We start from the raw sequence: 12,117 nt of genomic DNA, 5'->3' as shown, positions 1-12,117 counted from the left end.
GAACGCCATGAAACCGAAAAATCATCTCGATCGCGCCGCAGACGGCCTGATTGCGCCCGATTACATTGATGCCCACGGCCGGCCGCAGCAGGTCTCTACGCTGACCCGCGAGCGTCTGCTGGGGCTGATGCAGCCTCAGAACGCGGGCGCGTCTCCGCTGCCGCCTGCGGCCATCTTACGCCAGGGCGAGCCGCTGACGCTCTCGCCGGTGCTTCTCAGCGCGGCCAGCTGGCAGCTGACCAGCGAAGGGGGCGCGTGCTGGTCAGGCCGCTGCGCGGCGGGCGAAACCCTGACGCTGCCGCCGTTGCCGGACGGCTACCACCAGCTGACGCTGGAGCATGAGGCGCAGCGCTACGGCTGCTGCGTTATCGTCGCGCCGCCGCGCTGCTATGAGCCGCCCGCGCTGCTGGCGGGCGAATCGCTGTGGGGCAGCTGCATCCAGCTCTATACGCTGCGATCGGCACATAACTGGGGCATCGGCGACTTTGGCGATCTGCGGCGGATGATCGACGAGACGGCGCGCCGCGGCGGCGCCTTTGTCGGGCTGAACCCCCTGCACGCCCTGTTTCCCGCCGAGCCAGAGAGCGCCAGCCCGTACAGTCCTTCGTCGCGCCGCTGGCTCAATATTCTCTACATCGACGTCAACGCGGTGCCGGACTTTCAGCAGAGCGAGGCGGCGCGGGCCTGGTGGCGTCTTGAGGCGACCCAGCAGGCGTTGCAGGCGGCGCGCCGCGCGGAATGGGTAGATTACCCTGCCGTGACGCGCCTGAAGCTGGAGGGCTTACGGCTGGCCTGGCAGGCGTTTCGACTGCGCGACGCGGATGACGCGGAGGCGGCGGCGTTTGAGGATTTTGTCGAGGCGGGCGGCGACAGCCTGCTCTGCCAGGGCCTGTTTGACGCCCTGCATGCCGAGCAACGTAAGCAGGATGGTGACAGTCACGGCTGGCAAAGCTGGCCGGACGCCTTTCAGCATCCCGACAGCGCCGCCGTGCTGGCATTTCGCATTGAGCAGAGCGATGAGGTGCGCTTTTATCTCTGGCTGCAGTGGCTCGCGGCCCGGCAGTTCGCGGCGTGCTGGCAGCGCTGTCGGCAGCATGAGATGGCGATCGGCCTGTACCGCGATCTGGCGGTAGGCGTGGCGCGCGACGGCGCCGAAACCTGGCGCGAGCGGGAGCTTTACTGTCTTGAGGCGAGCGTCGGCGCGCCGCCCGATATTCTCGGTCCGCTGGGGCAAAACTGGGGGCTGCCGCCGATGGATCCGCAGGTGATGGCCGCGCGCGCGTTTGAGCCCTGGATCACCCTGTTGCGCGCCAGCATGCAGGATTGCGGCGCGCTGCGTATCGATCATGTGATGGCGCTGCTGCGCCTCTGGTGGATCCCGCAGGGCGAAAGCGCGGCGGAAGGCGCCTATGTGCACTATCCGGTGGACGCGCTGCTGGCAATTCTGGCGCTGGAGAGTCAGCGCCACCGCTGTATGGTGATCGGCGAGGATTTAGGCACCGTGCCGGCGGCGATCGTCGACAAACTGCGGGACGCGGGCGTCTACTCCTACAAGGTGCTCTATTTCGAGCAGGCGTCGAAGCAGGCGTTCCGCGCGCCGGGGCAGTGGCCGCGCCAGGCGATGGCGGTCGCCACCACCCACGATATGCCGACGCTGCGCGGCTGGTGGCGCAGCGACGATCTTCGTCTGGGCAGCAAGCTGGGCCTCTATCCCGATAAGGACGTCCTGGCGGGGCTGTATCGCGACAGGCAGGCGGCAAGGAAAGCGCTGTTGCAGACCCTGCTGCGCAGCGGCGCGCTGCCCCCGCGCCGGCGCTTTCAGCGGGGCGGCGCGCGTATGACCCGCGCGCTCAGCCAGGCGATTCTGGGCTATCTGGCCGACACGCAAAGCGCCCTGCTCGGCCTGCAGCCGGAAGAGTGGCTGGATATGACGACGCCGGTAAACGTGCCCGGCACCGTCGACGCCTGGCCTAACTGGCGGCGCAAGCTCAGCGCGACGCTGGAGGAGATGTTCAGCGATCCGGCGGTCGATGCGCTGCTGGCGGCGGTGGATCGCGGCAGAAAGGGAATGAAATAGAAGAGAGACGTTAGCCCGCCGCGCGCGGGCTGACGATTATGGACTGCGCTATTTCCATCACCGTCAGACGATCATTTGCTCCAGTCTTCAAAAACAAGCCCTGGCACGCGCTCAAATTCCTTGACGTTATGGGTAACAAGCATGGCGTCAGCCGCAATAGCGTGCCCGGCAATGGCGGTATCATTCGGGCCAATGGGCCTGTCAATAGCGGTCAGCGCACGCTTGATTTCTGTGGTTGCGTCCACTGCATGGCGATCCCAGGCCAGAATGGCATCCAGGCGCGCGCAGAACGCTTCAACCAGCTGTACATGGCGAGGCGACGCTTTCTTGCCAACAGCGCCAAACCGCATTTCCGCATAGGTTATCGCCGACACAACAATTCGATGACGACGCAGCACAGCTTGCTCCAGCCGCATGAGTACGGCTTCCGGCTGTTCCCGCATAATAAAAGAGCAGATATTTGTATCGAGCATATAGGTTTTAATCACAGCTCAAATCGCCCTTCATCGCTGAAAACGTCTGCACGCTCCGTCATAAAATCGGCGTCAGCCTTTTCTTGCTCGCGAAATGACCCCCAGCTCGGCTTGACTGGTCGCAGGATCAGAGAGTCGCCTTCGCGAATAATCTCCAGTTCGTTTACGCCGTCGAAATCGAGATCGCGCGGCAGGCGAATCGCCCGATTATTACCGTTTTTGAATATCGATACCGTACGCATTTTTTTGTCCTCCCATCCTTACATATGCCAAGAATATGCCGAGGAAGGCGTGATGTATAACCGCCCTTCATACGTTATTTTTCCATAAAAAAAGGTGCGCCGTAGCGCACCAGGTGGGGCAACTCAGCACTGTCGGGGCAGCTTCACCCCTTGCCTTTAACACTGCTGATAAAGGTTTTGCGCGCCGACGTCGAACCCAGGCGTTCCGCCTCGTCCAGCAGCTTGAGGGCTTTATCGATATTGCCCTGATCCACCGCCTGACGGATGCTCTGATTAAAGTAACTTTCGGTATCCTCCACCAGCGGCGCCGACGGCGCGGCGGGCGCGGTGCGTGCCGCCGCCTGCGCAACCGGCTGGGTGCTGCCGACCGTAACCGGCGCCGGACCTGAGGAGCCGAACAGCGGGCCGACCAGAATCGAGGAGGCGGAGCTGGTGGAGACTTTCAGCTTTATTTTGCCGTCCACGCCGTGACGCGCGACCGGATCGGGAATATCGGGCACCGCATGGCCGGTGCCTCTGGCGTAGGCTTTCGCCGGATCCACCAGCGTGGTGGTCTGGCCGAGATCCTGCGCGGTAGTGAATACCAGCAGATAGATTTTTTGCTGGCCCAGCGCCGGCGTCAGCTTCATCACCCCTTCCAGGCGGTCGGCGCTCATCACGCCCGGCTGTTGATAGGTAAAAAAGCGGCTCGGGAACCAGGCGGCGGGACGCAGATTCTCGTCGAGCACCAGCACATTGGGGGCGAATACCTGATTGTGCGCCACTTCGCTGCTCAGCGTCACCGTCAGCTCGCCCTGGCTGGCAGGCAGGCTAAACGCGGCGACAGGACCGGTGATGCCGCTGACGTCAAGCTGCGTGCCGCTCTGCGACAGCGAGATGCTCTGCGGGCGCGAGGTGTCGACGGGCTGCCAGCTCAGTCGCTGCAGGCTCGCGGTCGGGATCGTCGGCGCGGCGGAGAGATCCTGCGGCACCAGGTTAATTTCAGCATGCGCTGGCAGTGCGAGGCTCGTCAGCAGCGCGGCGCTCAGACAGAGTGCGGTAAGCGTTTTCTTTTTCATTTTTTATATTCTCAACAGGCTGTCGGACAGCCGCTGAAGCCAGGCAATGGCCGCGGCTGCTCAGAAAGCGCCGTGCGCTGAACGCACGGCGGCCGTTTGCGTTACAGGTCGGTAGGGTTTACCACCAGATTTCCATCTGCGCGCCGAAGCTCCACTCATCGTTGTCGCCGCGGCTGTTGGTGAAGAGCCCGTTGCCGGTGCTGTCTGCGGAAGCCAGCGAGGTCAGATCGCCGGAGGCATCTTTGCTGTAGCCCCACTTCTCATCCCATTTGGCATAGGTAGCGAACAGGCGCAGCGCCGGGCGCGACCAGATGCTGTCGCCCGCCTGCCACTGCTGAGCGAGGGTGATTTTGTACTGGCCGTTGCGTTCGCTGACCTGCTGCGACTTCACGTTGTCGTAGCCCACTTCCAGCAGGGTGCTCATGATCGGCGTCCATTTGTACATCGGGCGCACGCCGACGGTGTACCACTCGGTGCCGCGGTTGTTGTCCAGATCGGTGTTCTGGTACATCGCCACGTACATCAGGTCCCAGCGATCGGCGAGCGAGATGGCGCCGTGATCGAGGACGCGGTACATGCTGCCGTTGTTGTTGATGTTGGTGCCCTGCGGCAGCCCTTTGCCCTGCGAGGTGAGCGCATCGGTGGCGTACTGCAGCACGAATTTGTTGTAGCCTTTGAGCATGCTCTGGGTATGCTCCGCCGTGAACATCCAGCCATCTTTCGACGCGCCGTCTTCGATACGGTAGCCGTCGCGCGCGTTGGCGCGGCCATAATCGACACCCAGCTCCAGCACGCCGTCCGGGTTGGTTTCCAGTCCGGCCAGGCGCACGTCGAAGACGTCGTTGGCGGTGCTGGTGGCGTAATCGCGGATGCGATCGCTGGAGAAGGTATAGGAGCCGCCCGCCTCTGAGGAGCGCGTCGCCGCGAAAGAGAGCTTGCCGAAGCCGAGATCCACATCTTCCAGACCGGCGCCCGGGCCGGAGATATCCCAGTAGTAGAAGTCGATCATATGCACGTCGTGACGCTGGTAGAAGCGCTTACCGGCCCAGATAGTGGAGCCCGGCAGGGCGTCGATCAGGTTTTTGCCTTTGACGTTCGCCTCGCGGAAGGCGGGGGATGTCGCCTCCCAGTCATTCTGTTGCGCCACTGAATAGGCGACGTTGGTGTCGAAGTAGAAGCTTTTGTCGCCCTCTTTCCACACTTCCTGGCCCAGCTTCAGTTCGGCGTAGGTTTCGCATTCGTTGCCCAGACGGTATTTGCTTTGCGCGCCGGTAGCCTGAAAGCACTGCTGTTCGCCGCCGCTGCCGGTCCAGCCGATGCCGGAACGGGCGTAGCCGGTAAAGTCGACCGCCATCGACGAGGCAGAGATCGTGCCCGCCGCGATGGCGATAGCGACGGGAAGTTTGCGCAGAGTTATCATTTTCTATCTCCTGAGATCATTGCTTTTATTGTTTTGCAGGGCTAAACACCAGGCTCCTGATGCAGCCTGCGACAGGCGCTCCCGTCCTCGCGGAACAGGTGACAGCGCTCCGGTGGCAGGCCAATGCCCATCAGGGCGCCCTCTTCTACCAGCACGACGTCCTCCTGGCGGTAAACCAGGTTTTGACGGATAGCGGGGATCTGGATATGGATTTGCGTTTCGTTGCCGAGCTGCTCGACCACCTGCACCTCGCCCTCGAGCGTGACGTCGGCGATATCGCTGGAGAGCAGGTGTTCAGGTCGGATGCCTAACGACATATTGCTGCCCACCTGGACGCCTGCGCTCTCGACCGGTAGCCAGATGCGCTGATCGTTAGGCAGGCGGACCTGCACCTGATCGATAGCGGTGGCGGTCACTTTGACGGGCAGGAAATTCATGCGCGGCGAGCCGATAAATCCGGCGACGAAGCGGTTAGCGGGATAGTGATAGAGCTCCAGCGGCCTGCCGACCTGGGCGATGCGCCCGGCATCCAGCACCACGATCTTGTCCGCCAGGGTCATCGCCTCGATCTGATCGTGGGTGACGTAAATCATGGTGCGCTTCAGGCGCTTGTGCAGGCGCGAAATCTCGATGCGCATCTGCACGCGCAGCGCGGCGTCCAGGTTGGAGAGCGGCTCGTCGAGTAAAAAGACGCGCGGCTCGGCGACCAGCGTACGGCCGATCGCCACGCGCTGGCGCTGACCGCCGGAGAGCGCTTTGGGCCGACGGTCGAGCAGATGCGCCAGCTGCAGCACTTCCGCCACCTGATTAACGCGATGCTGGATCTCGTCACGCCTGACGCCCGCCAGCTTCAGGCCGAAAGACATATTTTCCGCCACCGACAGGTGCGGATAGAGGGCATAGGACTGAAACACCATGCCGATGCCGCGCTCGGCGGGCGGCACCTCGTTCATTCGCTGGCCGCCGATCAGCAGCTCGCCGCGGGTAATGGTCTCCAGACCGGCGATCATGCGCAGCAGCGTGGATTTGCCGCAGCCCGACGGGCCGACGAACACCACAAACTCTCCTTCGCCGATTTCCAGATTGATGTCCTTCGAGACCAGGGTGTCGCCCCAGGCCTTGGTGACATTGCGTAACGCGACGCTCGCCATGATGCTTTCCTCTCCGCTTGCTCATTCTTGCCTGCATCGCCGCAGGCAGACTCCGGCGTCCACTATGGGAAAGGTTCCGGGCGCGCGCATCCTCCGCCGCAGGCGCTTTAGCTGGGGGATGAGAGAGGAGGAGGAGATCGCCGCGCCTCTCCCTGCAACGGCGGCGGCGCGCGGTTTTTTGTGATCGACTGCGCAGAGTCGCGGCGACCGGAGTGTGCGCCAGACCGTGATAACCGCCCGGTTTTGCAACGGAGATCACGGCTTAGCGTCGGCAGGCGTAGAGCGCGGGAGGATGAGAAGCAGCGGCGGATGGTCACAATGTGCGGGAAAACGATTTCCGTTTCCGCTAACAGGATGGAGTTATGACAATGAAAACCGGCGCACGCATTTTTGCCCTTTCCGCCCTTACGGCCATGCTGTTTTCGGCCTCGGCAATCGCGAAGATCGAAGAGGGAAAACTGGTTATCTGGATCAACGGCGATAAAGGCTATAACGGGCTGGCCGAAGTGGGTAAGAAGTTCGAGCAGGATACCGGCATTAAAGTCACGGTCGAGCATCCGGATAAAATGGAAGAGAAATATCCGCAGGTGGCCGCCACCGGCGACGGCCCGGACATTATCTTCTGGGCGCACGACCGCTTCGGCGGCTATGCCCAGTCGGGGCTGCTGGCGGAGATCTCGCCGGATAAAAGCTTCCAGGAGAAGCTCTTTCCTTTTACCTGGGACGCGGTGCGCTTTAACGGCAAGCTGATCGGCTACCCGGTGTCGGTGGAATCGCTGTCGCTGATCTACAACAAAGATCTGCTGCCTGACCCGCCGAAAAGCTGGGAAGAGATGGCGGCCGTCGACAAACAGCTGCGCGCCAAAGGCAAGAGCGCCATTATGTTCAACCTGCAGGAACCCTACTTCACCTGGCCGCTGCTGGCTGCAGGCGGCGCTTACGCCTTTAAAAAGAGCGACAGCGGCTACGACGTCAAAGATACCGGCGTAGATAACGCCGGCGCGAAAGCGGGCATGCAGTTCCTGGTCAATCAGGTTAAAGCCAAAACCCTCAACGCCGACACCGACTACTCCATCGCCGAAGCGGCGTTCAATAAAGGCCAGACCGCGATGACCATCAACGGTCCCTGGGCCTGGAGCAATATCGACAAGAGCGGCATCAACTACGGCGTCACGCTGCTGCCGACCCTGAACGGCAAACCGTCGAAAACCTTTGTCGGCGTGCTGAGCGCGGGCATCAACGCCGCCAGCCCGAATAAAGAGCTGGCGAAAGAGTTCCTTGAGAACTACCTGCTGACCGATGCCGGTCTGGACGCGGTGAATAAAGACAAACCGCTGGGCGCAGTCACGCTGAAGTCGTTCCAGCAGGCGCTGGAAAAAGACGAGCGCATCGCCGCTACCATGAACAACGCGCGCAGCGGCGACATCATGCCGAATATCCCGCAGATGGCGGCCTTCTGGTATGCGATGCGCACCGCCACGCTTAACGCCCTGAGCGGACGTCAGAGCGTCGATGCCGCGCTGAAAGATGCGCAGGCGCGCCTGAACAAGTAACGCCTCTCCCAAAGCCGGTTCGCGCCGGCTTACCACTGGTTGTTAAGGAACACCGAATCATGTCAGGAAAACCGAAAACAGGAGGCGCGGGCCAGCTGCTGAAGCGCGTTCTCGTCGGGATCTGCTGTCTGCTGGTCGGCTACCTTCTGGTGCTGATGTATGCGCAGGGCGAATATCTGTTTGCGCTGCTGACGCTGATCGTCAGCGCGGCGGGCATCTGGATCTACGCTAACCGGCGCGCCTACGCCTGGCGCTATGTTTATCCCGGTCTCGCCGGGATGGCGCTGTTTGTGCTCTTTCCCCTCGCCTGTACCGTGGCGATCGCCTTTACCAACTACAGCAGCACCAACCAGCTCACCCAGGCGCGCGCGCAGCAGGTGTTGCTGAGCCGTCAGTATCAGGACGGCGCGGGAATGAACTTCGCGCTCTATCCTGCGGGCGATCGCTGGCAGCTGGTGCTCTCCGCCGACAGCGAGAGCTATGTCTCGCCGCCGTTCGCTTTTGGCGGCGAACAGCAGCTCAGCATGACCCCTGCCGCGCCGCCGGCGGGCCAGCGCGCGACGCTGAAGGTCGTCACCGGCAACCGGCAGGCGCTCAGTCAACTCCGCGCCAGGCTGCCGGACGGCCGCGAACTGGTGATGAGTTCGCTGCGACAGTTCTCCGGCACGCGGCCGCTCTATCAGCTCACCGCCGACCAGCGGCTGAAAAATCAGCAGAGCGGCGAGATCTATCAGGCGAACGATCAAACTGGCTTCTTTCAGCGCGTCAACGCCGACGGCAGCTGGGGCAGCGAGCAGCTCAGCCCGGGCTTTACGGTTGGCGCAGGCTGGAAGAACTTTGTGCGCGTCTTTACCGACGAAGGCATCCAGAAGCCCTTCCTGGCGATTTTCGGCTGGACGCTGCTCTTCTCCCTGCTGACCGTGGCGCTGACCGTCGCCGTCGGTATGGTGCTCGCCTGTCTGGTGCAGTGGGAGGCGCTGAAAGGCAAAGCGATTTATCGCGTGATGCTGATCCTGCCCTACGCCGTACCGGCCTTTATTTCGATACTGATTTTCAAGGGGCTGTTTAACCAGAGCTTCGGCGAGATCAACGTGCTGCTCAACGCCCTGTTCGGCCTGCAGCCCGCCTGGTTCAGCGACCCGCTGCTGGCGCGCGCCATGCTGGTTATCGTCAATACCTGGCTGGGCTATCCCTATATGATGATCCTCTGCATGGGGCTGCTGAAGGCGATTCCGGACGATCTCTACGAAGCCTCGGCGATGGATGGCGCGGGGCCGATGCAGAATTTCTTTCTGATTACCCTGCCGCTGCTGCTGAAGCCGCTGATGCCGCTGATGATCGCCAGCTTCGCCTTTAATTTTAACAACTTCGTGCTGGTGCAGCTGCTGACCAACGGCGGCCCCGATCGCCTTGGCACCACCACGCCGGCGGGCTATACCGATCTGCTGGTGAACTATACGTGGCGCATCGCCTTCGAGGGGGGCGGCGGACAGGACTTTGGTCTGGCGGCGGCGATCGCCACCCTGATCTTCCTGCTGGTGGGCGCGCTGGCGGTGATTAACCTGAAAGCCGTGCGGATGAAGTTCGACTAAGGAGGCGTTATGGCTATGGTACAACCTAAATCGCAGAAGCTGCGTCTGCTGCTGACCCATCTGCTGCTGCTGGCGTTTATCGCCGCGATTCTTTTCCCGCTGCTGATGGTGGTGGCGATCTCGCTGCGCGCGGGCAACTTCGCCACCGGCAGCCTGATCCCGGAGCAGATCTCCTGGGAGCACTGGCGGCTGGCGCTGGGCTTCAGCGTGACCCATGCCGATGGCCGCGTCACGCCGCCGCCGTTCCCGGTGCTGCTGTGGCTGTGGAACTCGGTGAAGATCGCCGGCATCAGCGCGCTCGGCATAGTGGCGCTTTCCACCACCTGCGCCTATGCTTTTGCTCGCATGCGCTTCGCCGGACGCGCCAGCCTGTTGAAAGGGATGCTGATTTTTCAGATGTTCCCGGCTGTGCTTTCGCTGGTGGCGCTTTATGCTTTATTCGATCGGCTGGGGCAGTATCTGCCTTTCCTGGGGTTGAATACGCACGGCGGCGTGATTTTCGCCTACCTGGGCGGTATCGCGCTGCACGTCTGGACGATTAAAGGCTATTTCGAAACCATCGACGGCTCGCTTGAAGAGGCGGCCGCGCTGGACGGCGCGACGCCGTGGCAGGCGTTCCGACTGGTGCTCTTGCCGCTGTCGGTGCCGATCCTGGCGGTGGTGTTTATTCTGGCGTTTATCGCCGCGGTAACGGAAGTGCCGGTCGCTTCGCTGCTGCTGCGGGACGTCAACAGCTATACCCTGGCGGTGGGGATGCAGCAGTATCTCAACCCGCAGAACTATCTGTGGGGCGACTTCGCCGCCGCCGCCGTGCTCTCCGCCATCCCGATCACGCTGGTGTTTCTGCTGGCGCAGCGCTGGCTGGTCAGCGGCCTGACGGCGGGCGGCGTTAAGGGCTAATCTCTTCATCATTGCAGTGCCACTGCTTCCTCAATACTAACCATAATTGAGGGTTTTTGGCGGCCTTAGGGCCGCCGTTTTTATTTGTGCTGAAAGAGGCGCTTACGGCATAAAAATAAAGGCTGACCACATCGCGCGGCCAGCGTGCGGCTTATTTCTGCGCCTAATCTTTACGTTCGTCGAGGGTCTGACGGTACTCGTCCAGGAAGGGTTGCTCTGCCGGATCGATACGGTCCATGCCGCTGGTGAAGCGGTGCCAGTAGGGATAGCGCGGCGCCGGACGCGTCACGCGTTCAATGCGCTGGCGCTGCTCATTGCTCAGGGTGAGTTTGAAGGCGTTGAGGTTTTCACGCAGATGCGTTTCGCTGCGGTTGCCGACGATCAGCGCGCTGACGCCGGGACGCTCCGCCAGCCAGGCCAGGCAGACCTGCGCGATAGAGGCGTTAATCTCTTTGCCGACCTGCTCCAGCACCTCGATAACGTTATAGGCGTGCTCCATATCGTGGACGTAGGGTTCCGGCCAGCCGCTGCCCTGACGCGTGGATGCCGGCGCTTTGCCGTGACGGCTGACCGCGCCAGTCAGCAGGCCTTCGCCCAGCGGCCCCCAGATCAGCGTGCCGATCTGCTGGTCGATCGCCATCGGCAGCAGCTCGAACTCCGCTTCGCGCGATTCCGGCGTGTAGTAGATTTGCTGGCTAACAGGCTTGAGCAGCTGCTGTTCGCTGGCGCAGCCTAACGTCTTCATCATCTGCCAGGCGGTGTAGTTGGAGGTGCCGAAGTAGCGGATTTTGCCGCTTTTCACCAGATCTTCCAGCGCGCGCAGCGTCTCTTCAACCGAGGTGACGCCATCCCAGTTATGGATCTGATAAAGGTCGATGTGGTCGGTTTTCAGGCGGCGCAGGCTCGCTTCGCACGCTTTGACGAGATGGTAACGGCTGGCGCCGCTCTCATTCGGGCCATCGCCCAGCGGGCTGCGCGCTTTGCTCGCCAGAATGACCTTGTCACGTTTATCGCCGAGCGCTTCGCCGACCACCTCTTCCGCGCCGCCCATCGAATAGAGATCGGCGGTGTCGATCATATTAACGCCGTGATCTAGCGCGATATCGATAAAGCGGCGCGCTTCGCTGGCGTTAACGTTGCCGGTTTTTTCAAAGCCGGCTTTGCCGCCGAACGGCACGGTGCCCAGCACGAATTTCGAGACCAGCAGGCCCGAGTGGCCCAGTTTACGGTATTGCATTTACTTTCCTCCTTTACAGCTTAAAAAGGCGATCGTAGTCGCAATGGGTTTTGTGTGTTCAGGGGGAAAAGCGTAGGAGAGGATTGGGAGGGGTGCAAATTGTTCAAAAGCAAGTCAGCAAAGGTGCAATTTATTTTTTCCTTGTAACAACTACATTAAATGCTGAAGTAAGGTATTTGTAAAAAAAATAAATCACGATCTGCTAGCTAAAATGCGCAATATTTTCGCGCAAAAAATAGATAAACATGTAAACCATCACTTTGCGTAACAGTTTGTTTGGGGAGATGAGCCCTGGTAATGCTATAAATATATTCACTCGCACATTTTTGATGCGAGACGCCACATTTTAGGGCAAGAATCTTCCTCATGTATATTAAATTTCTATAAAACAGCGATATTAGCGTTCTGTTCAGG

10 protein-coding genes are annotated in these 12,117 nt (G+C 61.2%); 4 read left to right on the top strand and 6 right to left on the bottom strand.

Features of this window, described 5'->3' with window-relative positions; all coding sequences use genetic code 11:
• The first annotated feature begins 7 nt into the window (after nucleotides 1–7).
• Nucleotides 8–2,077: a 4-alpha-glucanotransferase gene (malQ, locus tag LB453_RS22560; protein WP_103797224.1), complete on the top strand. Its 2,070-nt coding sequence runs from the start codon at nucleotides 8–10 to the stop codon at nucleotides 2,075–2,077.
• 71 nt (nucleotides 2,078–2,148) lie between these two features.
• Here malQ and LB453_RS22555 read toward each other — a convergent pair whose 3' ends face one another.
• The 5 genes from LB453_RS22555 to malK form a co-directional block, all read right to left on the bottom strand.
• Complete coding sequence (locus LB453_RS22555) at nucleotides 2,149–2,565, bottom strand: type II toxin-antitoxin system VapC family toxin (RefSeq protein WP_103797223.1); 417 nt, start codon at nucleotides 2,563–2,565, stop codon at nucleotides 2,149–2,151.
• Nucleotides 2,562–2,792 carry a type II toxin-antitoxin system VapB family antitoxin gene (gene vapB, locus LB453_RS22550; RefSeq protein WP_048782087.1) on the bottom strand — a complete coding sequence of 77 codons (231 nt, stop codon included), beginning with the start codon at nucleotides 2,790–2,792 and terminating at the stop codon, nucleotides 2,562–2,564. The genes LB453_RS22555 and vapB overlap by 4 nt, the downstream gene beginning before the upstream one ends.
• Before the next feature lie 143 nt (nucleotides 2,793–2,935).
• Nucleotides 2,936–3,850 (bottom strand): maltose operon protein MalM, encoded by a 915-nt coding sequence (gene malM / locus LB453_RS22545; protein WP_103797222.1) that lies wholly within the window; start codon nucleotides 3,848–3,850, stop codon nucleotides 2,936–2,938.
• 118 nt (nucleotides 3,851–3,968) lie between these two features.
• Nucleotides 3,969–5,270: a maltoporin gene (locus LB453_RS22540; RefSeq protein ID WP_033755645.1), complete on the bottom strand. Its 1,302-nt coding sequence runs from the start codon at nucleotides 5,268–5,270 to the stop codon at nucleotides 3,969–3,971.
• Nucleotides 5,271–5,311: 41 nt separating this feature from the next.
• A complete protein-coding gene (gene malK, locus LB453_RS22535; protein WP_033755647.1) occupies nucleotides 5,312–6,421 on the bottom strand; it encodes a maltose/maltodextrin ABC transporter ATP-binding protein MalK in 1,110 nt (369 codons plus the stop codon).
• A gap of 362 nt (nucleotides 6,422–6,783) precedes the next feature.
• Between malK and malE the strand changes: the two genes are divergently transcribed.
• From malE to malG, 3 genes are read left to right on the top strand one after another with little or no spacing between them, the layout of a single operon-like run.
• Nucleotides 6,784–7,974, top strand: a complete 1,191-nt coding sequence (gene malE, locus LB453_RS22530; RefSeq protein ID WP_146053864.1) for a maltose/maltodextrin ABC transporter substrate-binding protein MalE — start codon at nucleotides 6,784–6,786, stop codon at nucleotides 7,972–7,974.
• A gap of 59 nt (nucleotides 7,975–8,033) precedes the next feature.
• Nucleotides 8,034–9,566 carry a maltose ABC transporter permease MalF gene (malF, locus tag LB453_RS22525; RefSeq protein WP_084885377.1) on the top strand — a complete coding sequence of 511 codons (1,533 nt, stop codon included), beginning with the start codon at nucleotides 8,034–8,036 and terminating at the stop codon, nucleotides 9,564–9,566.
• A gap of 9 nt (nucleotides 9,567–9,575) precedes the next feature.
• Nucleotides 9,576–10,466 carry a maltose ABC transporter permease MalG gene (gene malG, locus LB453_RS22520; RefSeq protein WP_033792433.1) on the top strand — a complete coding sequence of 297 codons (891 nt, stop codon included), beginning with the start codon at nucleotides 9,576–9,578 and terminating at the stop codon, nucleotides 10,464–10,466.
• 163 nt (nucleotides 10,467–10,629) lie between these two features.
• Here the strand turns inward: malG and LB453_RS22515 are convergent, their stop codons facing one another.
• Nucleotides 10,630–11,703: an aldo/keto reductase gene (locus tag LB453_RS22515; RefSeq protein WP_103797220.1), complete on the bottom strand. Its 1,074-nt coding sequence runs from the start codon at nucleotides 11,701–11,703 to the stop codon at nucleotides 10,630–10,632.
• Nucleotides 11,704–12,117 lie beyond the last annotated feature (414 nt).

Origin of the sequence: Pantoea agglomerans (genome assembly GCF_020149765.1) — a bacterium.
GTDB lineage: Bacteria > Pseudomonadota > Gammaproteobacteria > Enterobacterales > Enterobacteriaceae > Pantoea > Pantoea alvi.
This window is presented reverse-complemented; position numbering and strand designations above follow the sequence as displayed.